Genomic DNA, 17,085 nt, shown 5'->3' with positions numbered 1-17,085 from the left:
GAGGAAGAAAAGTGCGCTTACGATTATTAGACCGTTATGTACTGAAGGAGCTTTTATACCCCTTCGTTTTCGGCATCGCTGCTTTCTCCAGTATTTTTATTGCCAGCACGATGCTGTTTAAAATTACGCAATACATGACTAAATACGGTGCTCCGCTGGAGACTGTAGCACGTTTATTTATGTATAATCTGCCGGAGATCATCAACTACACCTTCCCGATGTCTATGCTGTTGGCGGCGCTGATGGCCTTTGGCAAGCTTTCCGGTTCCAGTGAGATTACGGCAATGAAGGCCGGTGGTATCAGCTACTACCGTATTGTTGCACCGGTGTTGGTAGTTGGCTTCTTTGTCAGCATGTTCTCTGTAATTTGGGCAGAAAAGGTAGTGCCTACGTCGAAGGCGACGGCGTCACGGATCCTTAACGAGGAAATACGCCACAATACGCGTCCGACAACGCAGGACCATATTATTATCAAAACTATCAGCGGTGATACCCAGCGTGTAACATATGCTAACAGATTTGATGAAAAGCTTGGCAAGATGACCGATATCACTATTGAAGAGTTCAATAAGGGCAAGATTTCCCGCATTCAGACTGCTAAGGAAGGCTACTGGGAAAACGGCAGCTGGCGTATTGTAGATGGCAACGTTTTTGCGTTGGATGACAAGGATGGCGTACAAAGCAGTGCCAAATTCAAGGAACAGATTATTCCTTTGAACTTCTCGCCTAAGCAGATTTCCTGGGAGCAAAAGGAGCCTGAGGAAATGACTATCCGCGAATTACGCGAATATATCAGTATGCTGGAATCCCAGCATTCCTCGGCAGCACGTCAATGGTGCGAAATCTTTATGAGAATCAATATTCCGCTGGCAAGCTTCTTCTTTGCTATGATTGGTGCCTGCCTGGGTACTCAAAAGCAGCGTACCAGCTCTTCTATTGGCCTTGGCATCAGTATTATCGTAATATTTATCTATTACGCGGTAATGACCTTTACTACCGGATTGGGCAAGGGTGGTGCAATGCCGCCGCTGCTGGCCTGCATGCTGCCTAATATTCTTTGCTTAGGCGCAGGTCTTTATCTGATGAAAAAGAAAAATGCCTAAATAATTTAGATGAGTGAGTCATGGAGGTGAGTACTTGGTAGGTATAAGATTAATTATCATTATGGCCGTTGTAGGTGGCCTGATTGCCTATCTTGCCGATAAAATGGGCAGTAAAATAGGCAAGAAGAGAATGTCGGTATTTGGCCTGCGTCCAAAGCATACGTCAATATTACTTACAGTACTCGGCGGTACCATTATTGCTGTTCTGACTATCAGTGTTATGGCAATAGCATCACAGAGTGCGCGTACAGCCTTGTTTGGCATGGAAAAAATTCAGCAGGAGCTGCTGCTTTTAAACAAAGAAAAGGCAGATACGAATGCTGCACTTGAGCAGGCCAAAGGCAAGGTTGATGAGCAGAATAAAAAAATCAGTGAGCTTGATGCTAAAATCAAAGAAGCAGTTGCCGAAAATGATGCGATGGAAATCAAGCTGGCCCAGGTTAATGACATGTACAGCCAGGCACAGAATGAGGTAAATTCGCTTACACATTCCAAGCTGCAGCTGACGAATGAAATTGACGAGCTGGAAAAAACCACCGAGGCTTTGCGTAAGGGTATCATCAATATGCGTGAAGGCCAGGTATATTACCGCGCCGGTGAGGTTGTCTTTGCCGGTATTATGCGCGGTGGTCTGAAGCATGAGGAAAACATGATTCAGATGAACTGGCTGTTGCAAAATGCAAATGAAGCAGCATTGCAGCGCTTGGGTGTTATCCACGATGAACAAAAGCCTCTGCAGGCTATCTGGATTGGTAAAAACGTTGTCGATAATGCTGTAGCAAGATTGGATAAAAGCAAGGGTAATATGCTTTTCCGTATCCGTGCTGTTGCTAATATCATAGTTGGCGAGCTGGCAGTATGCGATATTGAAATGGTAGATAATCAGCTCGTTTATCCTGACGGAACCTTGATTTTCAGTGAGCAGTATAATCTTGGTAATAACGGCTCGAGCTATGAAAGCGTGCTTATGGAATTCCTGACACAGATTAACCATAATGCAGTAAAGGCCGGTGTGCTGCCGGATCCGATGACGGGTAAGGTTGGCAGTATGGATGCAGCTACGATGATTGAAGCAGCAAATTCGATGCGTCGTACCAGAGGCAGCTTTATTCTGCGTGCTTATGCTAAAGGCGATATTACGACAGCCGGACCTGTAAGGGTAAGGCTGGAGGTGGTTCCGGTCAATGAGTAGTTATCTTGGCGTAGATCCGGGGCGCAGCAAAACAGGATTGGCATTAGTTGCCGCTGATGGCAAAATCTTGAGCCTGCATATCGCTATGACGGATAATCTTGCTGCAGAGCTGCGACAGTTTGTCGGTTCAGCTAAGCTGCAGGGAATTATTATGGGCAACGGTACCAATAATAAGGCTATAGGCGCAGTTTTGCGTGAGCTTTATCCGGATTTGGTACCGGAGCTTGTCGGTGAAGCATACAGTACGGAAGAGGCCCGTAGCCTGTATTGGCAGGAGAACCCTCCGAAGGGTTGGCGCAGGCTGGTGCCGTTAGGTCTTTTGGTGCCGCCGGAGCCGCTTGATGCATATGCTGCTGTTGTGCAGGTACGCAGATGGCTGAAGAAAAATGAGGAAGTAAATTAATGAATAAGCTTGGCGATTTAAGCTGTAAGGAATTTTTAACTGAGCTTGCAAGCGCCGCGCCCGCCCCTGGCGGTGGCGGCGGCGCTGCTATGGCCGGCGCTTTGGCGGCAGCACTTGCTTCCATGGTTGCTAATCTGACAATTGGCAAGGAAAAGTTCGCCGACCACGAGCCGGAGGTCAAAGAGCTGCTGAAGCAGGCGGAAGCAGAGCGTGTACGTCTTTTGCAGCTGGCAGACGATGATGCCGCTGTTTTCAACAGCTTTATGAGCTGTTATAAGCTGCCCAAGACTACCGACGAAGAAAAGGCAGCACGTACAGCGGCAATCCGCACTGCAGCAAAGCAGGCGGCAACCGTACCGCTGAACATTGCCCGCAGCTCCTTTGCTGTCCTGAAGCTGGCAGACAGGCTGGTAGTGGCAGGAAACCCCGGCGTGATTACTGACGGTGCTTGCAGCGGTTTGTTGGCGCGTGCGGCGCTGCGCTGTGCGGAGTACAATGTGCGCATTAACCTGGGACTGACCAAGGATGAAGCGTGGAATGCGCAGGCTGCAGCAGAGCTGAAGCAGCTTTTGGCAGAGGCAGAGACTTTGGAAAACCGTTTGCTTGCAGTAACGGATAAAGCGTTGCAATAAGGCTTTATTGCTCGGTGCGGTAGAAGTACTTGACGTAAGCGTGTTTTTAAAGTATAATAAAATTCTGATGGAAAGGTGGCCGAGTGGTTGAAGGCTCTAGTCTTGAAAACTAGCGAAGGTGCAAGCCTTCCGTGGGTTCGAATCCCACCCTTTCCGCCATTAAAAAATTATAATAGGGTCTTGCAATTTAGATAAGAATCTGTTATAATAAACAAGTAGTCTAATGGAGTGGTACTCAAGCTGGCTGAAGAGGACGGTTTGCTAAATCGTTAGACGGTTTACCCCGTGCGTGGGTTCGAATCCCACCCACTCCGCCAACTATGGCAATCGGCTCTCAGAGAAATCTGAGAGCTTTTTTGTTTGCCAGAATAAGAGATAGTAGAAAATAAAAACGAAAAATCCGTTGATAATTTCCCGAATATAGTATCTAATCGAAGTGAGTAGAAAATAAAAACGGAAATACTGTTTTTAGTCTGAGAGGTAATCATATATATACTACTGATCACTGTAAATAGTTTGATTAATAAATAAGTGATGTATTAATCAGGACAATAAAGGAAAAACTTTAGATTTATATACTGTTTTCGTTGAAATCTCACAAAAATAGCTCTATAATTATAGTATAAAGTGTTTTGAAGGTGAGAATTGTGCTTATTCAGTTTAGCGTGGAGAATTATCTGTCCATAAAAAAGAAATTGTCTTGTCTATGCTGGCAAGCAAGGATAATGAGCATGAAGAAGCTTTGATTGAGGATAGAGGCAAACGGTATCTAAAATCCTCTGTTATTTATGGAGCTAATGCGTCTGGCAAGTCAAGTGTCCTTAATGCATTTTGGTTTATGGTTAATTACGTTCTGACTTCGCATGAAAAACAGCTACATAAGAGCATTGAGCGTGTTCCTTTTAAATTTGACAAGCTCACCCCAAGCCAGCCTACTAGATTTGAGGTTGTCTTTATTACTCAAGGTATAAGATATACCTATGGTTTTGCTGTTACGGATAAGGAAGTAGTAGAAGAATACTTATATTATTATCCTAACGGCAGGCAAGCACTTATATTTGAGCGGAACAACTGCTCTGAGTATCGTTTTACGAGCGATATAGAGGAGCAGACGGTGCTTAAAGAGCGTACATCAGCTAATAAGTTATATCTTTCTGTTGCTTCAAATTGGAGCTATAGCAAAGTAATACCTGTTTTGGAGTGGTTTGCTTCGTGCCAGATTATTACTAAAAATTCAGTAGCAGATGCGTATGGTGTTAATGCAGAGCAGCTCAAGGATAGTGATTATCGCAGTGCGATAGCTTCTATGCTGAAGGTAGCTGATTTTGGTATTCAATCATTACAGGTTAGAGATATAGATCCGTTGTTGAAACTGTCTAAAGGAGCAATAAGTTATCTTAATGTAGAAACGGTGCATACAGTTCAAGATGATGTTGGCGAAACGAATACGTATGTGCTTAATATGGCTGAGGAGTCTGATGGGACAAACAGCTATTTTAAGCTTATAGGGGTTATTAAGAAAGCTTTGGAGCAGGGGACATTGCTAGTGGCTGATGAAATAGATGCTCATCTGCATCCGCTGCTAACCAAACATCTCGTAATGCTGTTCAATAATAGCGATACTAATCCTAATGGCGCACAGCTTATTTTTACTTCTCATAATACTAATCTGCTTGATTTAGATATTCTTCGTAGAGATCAGATATGGTTTACAGAAAAAGATAATTTGACAGCAGCTACGGATTTATTTTCTCTTTATGATTTTTCAATACGCAAAGATGCTAAGGTTGAAAAAGGTTATCTTTTAGGCCGCTATGGCGCAATACCGTTTATTCATGGAGAATTGCTAAATGGCTAAGGGTAAGATTGAGAAAAGAGAAGCTAAACGCAGAAATGTAAAACCGATAGCGTGTGCTTCGGGCGCACTCTCTGAAACGATAGGAAATGAAACGAGGTATTAACAATATGAAATTATCTGATTTCATAGGTGAAGCTACGGAATATGATAAGAAAGAAATGCTTGAAGAACGCAAGCCTAAAAGTTGGTTAAAAAGCGTAAGCGCATTTGCCAATGGGATTGGTGGAGCATTGTTTTTCGGTGTGTCCAACGATGAAGTTCTTGTCGGGTTAGATGATGCAAAGGGCGTATCTGAAAAGATTAGCGAAGCTATCAAAACTAAAATGGATCCTGCCCCACAAGTGATTTTGAACATCCACGCAGAGGACGGCAAAGAGTTCGTTTTATTGCGAGTTCCGTCAGGGCAGGAAACTCCTTATTACTATACAGGCGATGGTAACAGGATAGCTTATGTTCGCATCGGCAATGAGAGTGTCCCTGCAAGTGCTGTAGATTTGAAGCGGCTTGTTTTGCGTGGAAGCAATACGTCTTTTGACAGTCTTTCTACGCGTTATTCATTTGAATCGCTTGCCTTTACAAAGCTGCGCTCTGTTTATCGTATGAGAACAGGTACAGAGTTAACGGATTCCGATTTTATTTCCTTTGAGCTTGTTGACGAAAACAATATGCTAACCAACGCAGGCATGTTGTTGGCGGATGAATCTCCGATGCGGCACTCTCGCCTGTTCTGTACCCGTTGGTATGGCTTGAACAAAGCCTCAGGTATTATTGAAGCACTTGACGATAAGGAATACAGCGGTTCATTGGTATCTTTGTTGCAGAACGGCACCGAGTTCGTTAAGAACAATACCAAGAAAAGGTGGAAAAAGGTTGGCAATGGACGAGTGGAGATGCCCGAATACCCCGAACAGGCAGTACATGAGGTAATTGTCAATGCGCTGATTCATCGTGACTATATGGAGATCGGCAGCGAGGTACACATTGATATTTTCGATAACCGCATGGAAGTATATTCCCCAGGCGGTATGTTTGATGGCTCTATCGTACAAGAGCTTGATATGGACAATGTAGCATCCAAACGCCGTAATCCAGTGATTGCTGATATTTTCAGCCGTATGCACTTTATGGATCGTCGTGGCAGCGGTTTCAAGAAGATCAAGGCAGATTATCGTCATGCGGTTAATTATCGTCCCGAAGTCGAGCCAATTTTCAGATCGACACCCAAATCATTTTTTGCTACGCTCTACAATCTGAATTACAAAGTTCCAATTGAAAAGGTGTTAATTGACCCGAAAAAAGTTGCAGTTGACGGAGAAAAGGTGTTAATTGCTTCTGAAAACCTTTTAATTGAAGCTGCGATTGACAGTTTGAACGCAAACAAGAATACTAAGGAAAACGCAAAAAAACTGTTTGCCTACATGAGCTTCGATGGTGTATTTGGACGTAATGATATAATAGGCATTGTAAACATCTCTATTACTGCTGCCGGTAATCTCATAAATAAACTAAAAGAAGCAGGAGTGATTGAAGCGGTCATCGGGCAAGGTAAAGGCAAGTATAAGTTTACAGAACAAAAGAAGTAAGCGTGACACTGTAAAACAGAACTTCCTATTAGTGACTAAGATAATTTAGGGCAGACAGAAGAGAAGCGACTATTGGGCATACATTATTAGGCGCACCTAGGTGACTGTTCGCTCAATCAAAAAGCTAATGCCTGTTATCAGCCAACATAGCAGATAACGGGCATTTGATTAAGTATATACAAGTCCAATCAAGACGATTTCCTCCGCACAGTTGCGGATATTTTTTTGTTGCTTAAATTTGTTTCTCATTTTTCCTTATGCGGTCTATATGTTTTGCCTTGCTTACCCATTTTGGAAGCACAGCGATTGCAGCAGTAGCGTTTGTCTGCACGGCGTCCGCTGATGAGAAAATAATTGCTGCATTCAGGATTGGCGCAGCGGTGGTATTCGCCCGGATTGAGCAGCAGCTGATACAAATCAAGATAAACTGCCTGCATAAGATAACTGCATTGCCAAAGGCTGGTAAATTTTTCTTGCGCCAGGTCCATTTGCGGTCTGGCGGTATAGATATTATCGTTGATGATATCGAGCAGGATGCGTCTGGCAAAAGCGTTGTCAAGGCTTATGCTTGGAATATCTTCAGCGAGAATCATGGCAGTAAGCTGTTTCTTCGTCAGCAGGTCCTTGTCATAATCAGCAAGTGTGTGCAGCATATGCTTGTCTACGACTGCGAGAAAGTCTTGCAGCTGGCAGGCGTAGTCTGCATCTGTTTTGCGGATATTTTTGAGCAGCTGCGTGTGCGAAATACGCTTGTGCGTAGCAAAGTATTCTGCTGCCTTGAGCGTAGGTGTTTTGATGTGCGGCAGCAGGTAGTGAATGCAACGTGCGCTGTAATGCAGCAGGTAGGCAAGTGCATAGATAACGCCTGCCTGTGTCCCTTCGTGTCGGAAGAGATAGCTTTGGACAATAAGCAGGCTGCGGACGATTTTGACGCAGCGGGCAAAAAGGCGCAGGCTCATAATGTCCATTTCGTCTACTTCGAACAGGGTGTAATTCAAGGTAACCTCGGCATCATTGGCAGCATAGTCTTTTTCTGCAAGGATATCTCCCATAAAAAGGGTAGTGTCGATAAAACTGAAATCGTTGATGATTACAGAATGATTTTCGTCATCAAGATGTGCACGTTTCTCAAGGCAGCGCTGCGAAGAATAGGGCAGGCCGTAGGCATTGCAGAAGGCAAGCACCTGCTTTTTATCGTTTTCGTCAATATTGGCGAAGGCTATAGCCAGGGAAGAAGCTGCCGCACCTTCCTCACTTTGTGAAGCGATAGTTTGCGTATGAAAGGGGCCTTGGGCGCAGATAAAGTCGTCCTGACCGTTAAAAAAGCGGCGAATTTGATAATTGCCGCAGATATTATTGGTGAAGAATTTGGGAATCACTGGCGCCGGAAAGGCGCGTTGCATTGTCGTCATAGGTATAACCTCGCAAAAATCTAAAATCTTATGTTGCTAGCAGATGCTGATGTTTTGTCGGCATCTGCTTTTTCGTCATTATAATATCACAAAAAAGAAATTTTATCATGGTGTTATTGTTTCTGACTTCATCTTATACTAAAAGCAGGCGGTGGTCAAGTAAGCTTGCGGATTTTATGTCAAATATATTCCATATATATAAAATCTAAAGCACCGCAAGAGCCATCTTTTTAGTGCATAATAGAAGGGAAGAGATAAGAAGTGATGCTTTTTGTTTGAAGAAAAATATAAAACTATTGGCTTAAATATTATGTATTATCGCAGGTCATTGAGTCTGACGCAGAGCGAGCTGGCGGAGAAAGCCCAAATGTCAAGGGCGCGCGTCTCGGATATAGAATGCGGTAAGGGACCGTTTAATATGGAGTCTATATTTTTGCTGGCGCAGGCCCTGGGGGTTGACCCGGTGCGGCTTCTGCAGGAGAGAAAGTAAGAAGCAGCGGCAATAAAAAATATTAGAGGGAGGCAGATATTATGTCAAAGTATTGTATTAAGTGTGGAGCCGAAATTGACGACCAGGGAAGGTTTTGTCCGGTATGCGGGACAGATCAGTTACCAAAGATTGAGCCGACAAATGTAATTTGCCCTAAGTGCGGTACAACTTATCCTATTGGTGTCAAATTTTGCACAAAATGTGGTTTTCAGTTGGGAAAAGCTCATAGCAATGATAATCCCAAGGATTTTAAAGAAATCTTTAGCAGACTTTTTGGCAATAATCCCGAACGTAAACCTGCTTTGAATAAAGAGATTTTTAAAGAGCAGTTTTTGAGCTTTGAGGGACGCATCAATAGATTGGATTATTTCCTCAAGAGCATGAGTAGTTGTTTGGTGTTTTTTATTATCGCCTGCATCATCGACGAGTTTGTAGATGATTACTATATGGAAGCAATTGATTATCTGGCTTGCTTCATTGGCTTAATAGCTTTTACTCTATTGGTTTGGATAAATAGTGCTATATCGGTTCGTCGCTTGCACGATTTGGATAAAGATGGCTTATTAGTATTATTAACCTTTGTGCCACTTCTCAATGGCTTTTTTGAGTTGTATTTACTGTTTGCGCCTGGTACGGTAGGTGATAATCGCTACGGAGCAGATCCTTTGCAATAGTACTTTTTTTATAAAACATTTAACTGGAAAAGTTATATAGGGAGGTCATAGTGTGAAAAAGCTGTTTTTTTATGCAATGCTTATCTTAACAGTGGTGCTTACCGGTTGTGGTAAGTCAGAAGAGCAAAAAATACATTCCATGTATCTTAACAACAGTACGAAGGTTGCTGAGATGGAAACAGAGCAGGCTCAGGCCATGCTGGAAAATCGCAATATTGATAAGCAGAAAATGCTCAAGCAGATTAAGAATTTAATTGAAGAAAATGACAAGAATATCGCCAAGCTGAGTGATGAAAAATATGATGAAGCGAAGGCCAATGAGAGCTTTATGGATTTCAGCAAGAAAATGATGGACAGCAAGGATAATGGTCCTTCTAAAAAGGATGGGGAGAAAGCCATCAAACGCTACCAAATAGCTAATTACGCTAAAAGCGTGAAGGATTATCTGCAGGCTTATAATGTTTATCTTAAAAGAGTCTGCTCTAATATGGAACAATATTCTGGCAATAATGGACCAATGGAAATGGAAGCCTTTGAAAAGGTAGAATTCCAAAATGCTGTTTTGCAGCACGATTTAAACTGGTATGGCATGGCTAATGATGGCGAATTTCATAAGGGAGCCGCTTATTTAGATTGCAGTGGCGCTTCGTATCGAGTTCAAGAAATTGGCGATACCAAGCTAGGCTTTGCCGTGCTTGAACGACGCAAGATTGATGATTGGGTTTATAGTGTAACGATAGCTTTTACTAATATGAGCAAAAATGAAACAATAGACCTTGATAAGCTTTCTGTTAACCTGAGAATTGGCAATGACTTGCTAACGCCTAAAAAATTTAATGTTATTACTTTTGGCGATCGTAATGATTTAAAAGGCTTCAAATTGAATTCTAAGCAAGTTTTGACAGTAGAGTGCCAATATTTCTTAGAAAGTAAATACAAGGACTTTAATTTACACTGGACTCAGTTGGAATTAGATAATGGTAAAGGCAAGCTGCTCATCAATACAGGTGCCTATAAATATAATGTGGAAGGCATTTTAAACATGCAGCAGGAAGAGAACAATAGTAAAGCAACTACATACAGCAATAGCAATGCAAATAGCAATGTGAATAGTAATGTGAATAGCAGTGGACCGAAGTATAATTTATTTCATCCGCAAGCGTTTTTGAATGGCGATAAATATATACCGGAAGTATTCCAACGACAAGGAGCACATCGTTATGTTGATTGTCGCAGTGCAAAAATTTTGTCGCGCAATAATGGTCAAACAATTGTGCAATATGACATGATTGTAATAGGTAGCACTGGGCAGCAAAGTCGACAGCAATGTATTGTAGGTCTGCTTACTGGTAAAGGATATCTTGTTCAATATCAGGCTGATGATGGTTCGTGGCATCCTATGGATAGGACAACTGCTTCGCTGGCCGGGTATAACGCCGGTTTGGTATTGATTGATTATTTACAGCTATAAGGTAACAGGCAGGGCTGCGTTTTGCAGTCCTGCTAAAAATTTATTTAATATGTTGAACTTTAAATATATTCATGCTCATATGGCAAATGGGTGATTTGACGTGAGTTTGAAAAAAATGCACCATAACTTATTATCAAAATCATGGCGGAAATATAAATTACGTAAGCACCTTGCAAAGCTTAATAGGTAAAGCGCAAGAAATTAAACTATATGTAAAATTGTGAAAAATTGTGCAAAGATATGAAATTGATAATGTGCGATAATATAGTGGGAAAGGGAGCTAATGCTAATTATTTGCACAGAGATATAAGAAAATAGGCACTAAGATGCCTTACTTGCAGGCAATTGAAGAGTTTGATACAGGAATAGGTTGCCAGGAAGCTAGGGATTACGATGAGTGAGCTAATGGAAGGAGTAGAAGATACTTCTCAATAAATTTTGGAGGCGGCGTATGAGTGATAAGATAAAGCGTAGTCAGGTAGATGATATTAACAGACGCAATAATGCGGCTGACAGCTATAAAAACAGATCCTTTGGCAATAAAAAAAGTATAACTGACGAATATACGGGTAAGAGAATTTTTTATAATGCTAATAAGCATATTAATGAAAAGCAATCAAACGTTGACCACATTGTTCCGTTAGATGAGCAAATCAGGCGTTATGGTTCTGATTTGACGCCGGAGCAGATAAGAACAATGGCTAATGCTGATGCAAACCTTGCTAATACCAATGCCTCGCTGAACAAGTCCAAGGGTGCGCTGAATAACCACGAGTATATAGCAAAAAAATATACTGAAGCAGGCGCTGCGCAGATTAATGATGTATCAGAGACTTTATTTGGCAAGAAAATCTTCAAGACAAATAAAAAAGCTGTTGACTGCCCGGATGCTGTGACGAGCGTTAATATGCTGAAAGAAGAAGTGAAGGCAGAGGCTCATATACGGACACAGGCGACTAAGTATAAAATAGAAAATACGGTTAATGAAATAAAAAACAGCAAAGTTATCAGTTCTAAGCTGGGTGCAGTTGCGCCATCGGTCAAGAAGGCAACTGCTGCCGGCAGGGAAGCAGCCTTTGTAACTGCAACTGTTTCCGGCTTGACCAATCTTGTGGGCTTGGTGAAAGGTGAACAGGACATTAAGCAGGCTGTAAAAAATGTCGGCAAGGATACTGTAAGGAGCTTTGGCAGTGCTGCCGGTATTTCGGTAGTACAGGATGGTGTTGTCGCAGTAGCGAAAAAGGCTGGGGCGAAGGATTTCGCCAAGCTAGCAGGAAAAAATTTGCCGATTATGCAGCTGACGATGGCTGTAGAAATAGGTGGCATTGTGGCGAACTATTTAGATGGCAATATCAGCGGCGAAGAATGCTCTGCGCAAATTGTTTGCGGCACTGCCGGTGTATTGGCAGCAAACATGGCGTTTGCCTTGGGCGGACCGGTGGCGGCAGTGGTTACTTCCCTGGTTGTGGGGGAAATAACCAGGGCGGTCACTAAATATCAGATGGAACGCAGGCTGGATAAAAAACGTCAGGCGGAATTTAAGCATATTATTAATACTGCACTGCAAAGTCTGGCGCAGCAAAAGCAGCGGATTGATGAATACAATAAAGCAAAAGATGCATATATGACAGCGGCCTTTGAAGGTGGCTTTGAGCTTGTTATGCAGGGAGTTTACGCAGTAGATGATAAAGCAATCACCCAGGGCCTGAATGATATTTTGGCGGTGTTTAACCAAAAATGTGCTTTTCAGTCACTGGAGGAGTTTAACAGTTTTTTTGACGATAAAGATGCGGTGCTGACATTATGAAGGGGGCAGATGATATGATCGGACTGGTACTTGGGGCAGTTTTGGGCAGCGGCCTTTATGGCGCAGAAAAATCAATGCAGATAGATAGCAGGACGAGAAAGCGTTATGCTAAAGCTTTTGCGATGGAGCAAGAAGCTCACAGGCTGGTGGAAGTAAAGAAGCAGGCAGCAGATAATGCTATGAAGAAGCTTTCCAACCGTAAGCGTTCGATATTGATTACTTCAATGCAGAATTTTGTTACTGTGTATGGCAAGCTCATGAAAATTGACTTTCGTGATGACAAGATGCTGGCAGTTTTAAACCAGCAAAGCTTTAGCCCTAAAGAGATACAGATTATCAATGCAGTGGCACAGACAGCTGTAAGACCAATGACTGATAAAGAAATTGCTGTCAGCATCTTAAAGGGCTTCGGCGTATTTGGCTTAGGCAATGCGTTTATCAATGATTCTGAAAGGGAACTGCAAATGGCTGGCGCGCAGCTGCGCAGTTCACGTGTTGTCTACAGCCAGGCTGAAAATTTAGCTGCTGTTTTAGACGGCGTGATAGCTTCCTGCAATAAGGTGTCTGATTTACTGCCAAGGTTAAACAGGCTGTTTATGCAAGCTATCAGCTATTCAGATGAACTGATTGCTGCTAAGGGCAGGGACAAAGCTGCTTATACAGAAAACGATCGCAAGGCCTTTTGCAGCTGCATAAATCTGGCGGTTACACTGAAAAAAATAATTGATGCTCCTGTACTTACGGACGAAGGAAAGGTTACGCAAGAAACAACGGAAGCGTTGGCAATTGGCAGTCAGTGTATGCAGGATATAAAAAATTTGTAGATTTGGAGGAATCAAGATGAAAAAATTTGTAGTTAGTGAAAAATGCATTGCTTGTGGCAACTGCTTATTAGAAACAAAACTTTTGCAGGAAGATGCTGAAGGCAAGGCTGTTCCTGTAAATGGTGGCTATTTTAGTGATGATTTTTTAGCCAAGGCTGAAGAAATTGTTGCCGGTTGCCCTGTACAAGCTTTAAGCATAGCGGAAGGCGAAGGCGCAGACTTAAGCAAGCTGCCGGAAAAACTGCAAAACGCTTTAGCAAAGATTACCGTTCCGAATGTTACCCGAAAAGATGTTGAGATGCACGCACAGGATTACCGTATGACCTGCTCCTATCCGCAGGGAGAATATCGTTATGATTATTCCAGCGAAAGCAGAGCTATGAGTGCTGCGGAAAGTGAATTTGATCGTATCTGCTATTCGCAGTATAAGAAATTCATTCTTGAGGTTTTTGTGCAATATAAGGAAGACAAGCTGAGAAGATTTTATACTTTTGATGAAAGCGGCTTCTGGGGGCAGATTAACAAGCAGTATGCAGATGTGCTGCAGGAATTTGCCGGAGCGGCAGCTGCAGGCGGAATTAAGCTGCCGGCAGACTTTAAAGAATTTGCGGTTTTCCCGGGCGGCAGTGCTAATGAGAAGGATTCTGTGCTTGTGTATATGCTCAATGTAAGGCTTAAAGAGTTTGAAGAGCGCGGCTGCAGTGATGTAATGAGAGAGTTTAATGGCTGCAATTATACTTCCCGTAGTGATTATAGGGATTATATGGATACAGATGATACAGAAGTATATGCAGGCACTAGCTTCTTCGGTAATGATAAATATGAAGAGAAATATTGCTATAAAGATGTAAATAAGGCTTGCGAAGAATATATAGGAGATTTGAAGGACGCCATTAATTATGTGGATTACGATTCCCAGGTTATCGATACCATTGATGCGGCCTTAAAGGATTACAAAGAGCGTGTCCAAAAGGAAATAGATAAAAAGGTTGCCCTGCTGAGTAAGGCCGTTGCAAATTCAAAAACAGCACAGCTGAATAGCGGCGTTGGAGATTCCAAAGTAGCACTGCTGAAATAAAAATTGATAGGATTAAGTAAGCATTACTTTGTTGTTGGGTTAGAAGACCTTAACCCACTCCGCCAACTATGGCAATCGGCTCTCGGAGAAATCCGGGAGCTTTTTTCTTATTCAAATATCACAAAGAAGAAATTTTATAGTGGTATTATTGTTTCTCATTTCAATTTATACTAAAAGCAGGCGGTAAGTAAGGAAGTTTACAGCATTCATGTCAAATATATTCCACATATATAAAATTTAAAGCACCGCACGAGCTACCTTTTTAGTGCATAATATAAGGTGAGAGATAAGGAGTGGTACTTTTTGTTTGAAGAAAAATATAAAACTATTGGCTTGAATATAATGTATTATCGTAGGGCATTGAGCCTGACGCAGAGCGAGCTGGCGGAGAAGGCCAAAATGTCAAGAGCGCGCGTTTCAGACATCGAATGCGGCAAGGGACCCTTTAATATGGAGTCTATATTTTTGCTGGCGCAGGCTTTGGGGGTTGACCCGGTGCGGCTTATGCAGGAGAGAAAGTAAGAAGCAGCAGAAATAAATAATGATGTAAGTACATTGGCGAGCTCCAAAAAGCAAGGCGCAAAAAAAATTAAACTATATGTAAAGTTATGAAACAATTGTGCAAAGATAAGAAATTGAGAATGTGCGATAATATAGTGGTAAGAGGAGTGAGAGCTAAATGTTTGCGTCGCGATATAAGAAAATAGGTGCCAAGATAGTTTTTTATAGAAAATTGAAGAGCATGACACAAGAGAAGCTTGCAGAAGAAGTTGGCATTACGCCGCAATATTTATCGCGTATTGAAAATGGCGGTTATACAAAAAGCGTATCACTTTCAACCTTAATGAAGATTGCCGAGAAACTAGGTATTACGATGAGCGAGCTGATGGATGGGGTGGAGAATGGATAAAATCAAAAACTCTCATTAATAAACTAAATATAAAACGTTCTTAAAACAAAAAGGTCAAATTTATGTCAATGTTATTAAGGGGAAATGATTGTGCAAAAGTATTATCCGTTTCCATGCGATTGCTGTGGGGAATGTTGTAAACATGTGAATAGAATACTGCAATTATTAGGATTTGATAGAGGCGATGGTATTTGCAAATTCTTGAATGTGGATAACAGATGTTCAATTTATTCTATCCGGCCGAATGCTTGCAATGGTAAGTATGTTTACGAAAAGTATTTTCCGTATATGAGTGTTCGTGAATTTCATCGTATTATTTACTTTTTTTGTAAAATAATAAAAGGAGAAAAAGAATGAAAGATTATATAAAAATAAACAGAGCGTTAGATAATCAATATCTAAAGGCTATTGAAGAAAATATTACTAATTTAAGAAAACAAGGCTTATATCCTGAAAAATTTACATATCCGATTACGTTACAATTTGAATTAACAGGACGATGCAATCTTGCGTGCAAGCATTGTTATAATAGATCTGGTGATGCTGATAGGGAGACGTTAATGACACCAGATAAATGGTGCAGTTTGGCTAAAGAGATAGTTAAAGATGGCGGTATTTTTCAATGTATTCTTTCTGGCGGAGAGCCATTATTATTAGGTGATCGCCTATTTGACATAATGGATATTTTGCATGATGATGGGACTTCTTTTGTAGTTATTACAAACGGTTACCTGCTGACTAAAGAAAAAGTAAAACGCTTTAGTAAGTATAGATATTATTGGTTTCAAGTATCTATTGACGGTTCAACAGCAGAAATTCATGACGAGTTCAGGGGGGTGAGAGGCAGCTTTGAACGAGCGGTAAATGGTGCTTTGGAAATTTCTCAAGCTGGTATACCTCTTGTAATTGCTCATACGGTAACTCCTAAAAATCTAGGAAAAGTTGAGGATATGGTAGATTTAGCTTATAGCATGGGGGCAAGCAGAATTATTTTAGGTGAGGTTTTGCCTAGTGGAAGAGCTATTACTAATGAAGATATTATTTTAACGAAAGAACAAAAAAATTGCTTGTATGAAGTTATTAGTAAGCTTCAAAATAAGTATAACGAGAAAATAGAAATTAGAAGAAGTGCTGATTTGGGGCATCAAATGAAAAGGTATAGCTTAGAGAATAATGCTGGCGGTATCATTAGACCTAATGGGGAATTCCGATTAGATTGCATGGCTCCGTTCATTATTGGCAATGTGTTAAATACTTCACTAAAAGAGTTATGGATGAAGCACGGAATTAATGCATGGAAGAGTGAAAGAGTTCAAAAATTTATTGCCTCAATAAACGAGGAGACTCAAAAGGGCAATATTCAAAATCATGTTGATAAAGATATTTTAGTCTAAAACAAAAAGCTGACTTAAAATATAAAAAACTACAAAAGACCGAGAAAATCGGTAAAAATAAAAGATATTATAAGGAGTTGTTTGCTATGAAGAAAAGTTATATAAAACCAGTGGCTATGTGCTTTGATATGGGGAAAAGTGCGTTTCCGATGGTAGGTGCAGCTTTAGCTGGTGGTTACGTAATTGGAAGAGCAGTAGCTCATGCTATGAAAGCGAGCCCTGTAATAAAACTGAAAAATTTAGGTAGGTGAATT

17 protein-coding genes and 2 tRNA genes are annotated in these 17,085 nt (G+C 41.5%); 18 read left to right on the top strand and 1 reads right to left on the bottom strand.

Features of this window, described 5'->3' with window-relative positions; translation table 11 throughout:
- The first annotated feature begins 11 nt into the window (after positions 1-11).
- The 8 genes from BN587_RS08330 to BN587_RS08295 all read left to right on the top strand — a co-directional run bounded on the left by BN587_RS08330 (position 12) and on the right by BN587_RS08295 (position 6,771).
- Positions 12-1,103, top strand: a complete 1,092-nt coding sequence (locus tag BN587_RS08330; protein ID WP_021720667.1) for an LptF/LptG family permease — start codon at positions 12-14, stop codon at positions 1,101-1,103.
- 34 nt (positions 1,104-1,137) lie between these two features.
- Positions 1,138-2,295, top strand: a complete 1,158-nt coding sequence (locus tag BN587_RS08325; protein ID WP_021720666.1) for a DUF3084 domain-containing protein — start codon at positions 1,138-1,140, stop codon at positions 2,293-2,295.
- Entirely contained in the window at positions 2,288-2,698 is a 411-nt protein-coding gene (locus BN587_RS08320; RefSeq protein ID WP_021720665.1) for a hypothetical protein, read from the top strand. The genes BN587_RS08325 and BN587_RS08320 overlap by 8 nt, the downstream gene beginning before the upstream one ends.
- A complete protein-coding gene (locus BN587_RS08315; RefSeq protein ID WP_021720664.1) occupies positions 2,698-3,330 on the top strand; it encodes a cyclodeaminase/cyclohydrolase family protein in 633 nt (210 codons plus the stop codon). The genes BN587_RS08320 and BN587_RS08315 overlap by 1 nt, the downstream gene beginning before the upstream one ends.
- Positions 3,331-3,399: 69 nt before the next feature.
- Positions 3,400-3,489 (top strand) — tRNA-Ser (locus tag BN587_RS08310).
- A gap of 66 nt (positions 3,490-3,555) precedes the next feature.
- Positions 3,556-3,647, top strand: a tRNA-Ser gene (locus BN587_RS08305).
- A gap of 389 nt (positions 3,648-4,036) precedes the next feature.
- Positions 4,037-5,188, top strand: coding sequence for an AAA family ATPase (locus BN587_RS08300; RefSeq protein WP_021720663.1), 1,152 nt, complete (start codon positions 4,037-4,039; stop codon positions 5,186-5,188).
- Between the two features lie 107 nt (positions 5,189-5,295).
- The gene (locus BN587_RS08295; RefSeq protein WP_021720662.1) at positions 5,296-6,771 is read left to right on the top strand and encodes an ATP-binding protein; all 1,476 of its coding nucleotides are present in this window, start codon (positions 5,296-5,298) and stop codon (positions 6,769-6,771) included.
- A gap of 245 nt (positions 6,772-7,016) precedes the next feature.
- On the opposite strand, the gene BN587_RS08290 is transcribed toward BN587_RS08295, so the two are convergent.
- Positions 7,017-8,183, bottom strand: a complete 1,167-nt coding sequence (locus tag BN587_RS08290) for a hypothetical protein (protein ID WP_021720661.1) — start codon at positions 8,181-8,183, stop codon at positions 7,017-7,019.
- A gap of 271 nt (positions 8,184-8,454) precedes the next feature.
- Here BN587_RS08290 and BN587_RS08285 point away from each other — a divergent pair, with 271 nt between their 5' ends.
- The 10 genes from BN587_RS08285 (at position 8,455) to BN587_RS11965 (ending at position 17,082) form a co-directional block, all read left to right on the top strand.
- Positions 8,455-8,673, top strand: coding sequence for a helix-turn-helix domain-containing protein (locus BN587_RS08285; protein ID WP_021720660.1), 219 nt, complete (start codon positions 8,455-8,457; stop codon positions 8,671-8,673).
- Between the two features lie 41 nt (positions 8,674-8,714).
- A complete protein-coding gene (locus BN587_RS11455; RefSeq protein WP_021720659.1) occupies positions 8,715-9,347 on the top strand; it encodes a zinc-ribbon domain-containing protein in 633 nt (210 codons plus the stop codon).
- Positions 9,348-9,399: 52 nt separating this feature from the next.
- Positions 9,400-10,818 (top strand): hypothetical protein, encoded by a 1,419-nt coding sequence (locus tag BN587_RS08275; protein WP_021720658.1) that lies wholly within the window; start codon positions 9,400-9,402, stop codon positions 10,816-10,818.
- Between the two features lie 451 nt (positions 10,819-11,269).
- Positions 11,270-12,625 (top strand): hypothetical protein, encoded by a 1,356-nt coding sequence (locus tag BN587_RS11450; RefSeq protein WP_021720657.1) that lies wholly within the window; start codon positions 11,270-11,272, stop codon positions 12,623-12,625.
- A 14-nt stretch (positions 12,626-12,639) separates the two neighbouring features.
- Entirely contained in the window at positions 12,640-13,449 is an 810-nt protein-coding gene (locus tag BN587_RS08265; RefSeq protein ID WP_044484632.1) for a hypothetical protein, read from the top strand.
- 16 nt (positions 13,450-13,465) lie between these two features.
- Positions 13,466-14,527, top strand: a complete 1,062-nt coding sequence (locus tag BN587_RS08260; protein ID WP_021720655.1) for a ferredoxin — start codon at positions 13,466-13,468, stop codon at positions 14,525-14,527.
- Between the two features lie 303 nt (positions 14,528-14,830).
- A complete protein-coding gene (locus tag BN587_RS08255; RefSeq protein ID WP_021720654.1) occupies positions 14,831-15,049 on the top strand; it encodes a helix-turn-helix domain-containing protein in 219 nt (72 codons plus the stop codon).
- A gap of 157 nt (positions 15,050-15,206) precedes the next feature.
- Entirely contained in the window at positions 15,207-15,437 is a 231-nt protein-coding gene (locus BN587_RS08250) for a helix-turn-helix domain-containing protein (protein ID WP_021720653.1), read from the top strand.
- A gap of 353 nt (positions 15,438-15,790) precedes the next feature.
- Positions 15,791-16,831, top strand: a complete 1,041-nt coding sequence (locus BN587_RS08245) for a radical SAM/SPASM domain-containing protein (RefSeq protein WP_021720652.1) — start codon at positions 15,791-15,793, stop codon at positions 16,829-16,831.
- An 86-nt stretch (positions 16,832-16,917) separates the two neighbouring features.
- Positions 16,918-17,082: a hypothetical protein gene (locus BN587_RS11965; RefSeq protein ID WP_021720651.1), complete on the top strand. Its 165-nt coding sequence runs from the start codon at positions 16,918-16,920 to the stop codon at positions 17,080-17,082.
- The last annotated feature ends 3 nt before the right edge of the window (positions 17,083-17,085 follow it).

The organism is Phascolarctobacterium succinatutens CAG:287 (assembly GCF_000434895.1).
Classification (GTDB): Bacteria; Bacillota; Negativicutes; order Acidaminococcales; family Acidaminococcaceae; genus Phascolarctobacterium_A; species Phascolarctobacterium_A succinatutens_A.
Note: the sequence above shows the minus strand (reverse complement) of the source record. Positions and strands in the feature narration are given on the sequence as shown.

Coding starts and splice junctions, on each gene's coding strand:
- BN587_RS08320 (WP_021720665.1), top strand. CDS start 2,288: ATGAGTAGTTATCTTGGCGTAGATCCGGGGCGCAGCAAAACAGGATTG.
- BN587_RS08315 (WP_021720664.1), top strand. CDS start 2,698: ATGAATAAGCTTGGCGATTTAAGCTGTAAGGAATTTTTAACTGAGCTT.
- BN587_RS08300 (WP_021720663.1), top strand. CDS start 4,037: ATGCTGGCAAGCAAGGATAATGAGCATGAAGAAGCTTTGATTGAGGAT.
- BN587_RS08295 (WP_021720662.1), top strand. CDS start 5,296: ATGAAATTATCTGATTTCATAGGTGAAGCTACGGAATATGATAAGAAA.
- BN587_RS08290 (WP_021720661.1), bottom strand. CDS start 8,183: ATGACGACAATGCAACGCGCCTTTCCGGCGCCAGTGATTCCCAAATTC.
- BN587_RS11455 (WP_021720659.1), top strand. CDS start 8,715: ATGTCAAAGTATTGTATTAAGTGTGGAGCCGAAATTGACGACCAGGGA.
- BN587_RS11450 (WP_021720657.1), top strand. CDS start 11,270: ATGAGTGATAAGATAAAGCGTAGTCAGGTAGATGATATTAACAGACGC.
- BN587_RS08265 (WP_044484632.1), top strand. CDS start 12,640: ATGATCGGACTGGTACTTGGGGCAGTTTTGGGCAGCGGCCTTTATGGC.
- BN587_RS08260 (WP_021720655.1), top strand. CDS start 13,466: ATGAAAAAATTTGTAGTTAGTGAAAAATGCATTGCTTGTGGCAACTGC.
- BN587_RS08250 (WP_021720653.1), top strand. CDS start 15,207: ATGTTTGCGTCGCGATATAAGAAAATAGGTGCCAAGATAGTTTTTTAT.
- BN587_RS08245 (WP_021720652.1), top strand. CDS start 15,791: ATGAAAGATTATATAAAAATAAACAGAGCGTTAGATAATCAATATCTA.
- BN587_RS11965 (WP_021720651.1), top strand. CDS start 16,918: ATGAAGAAAAGTTATATAAAACCAGTGGCTATGTGCTTTGATATGGGG.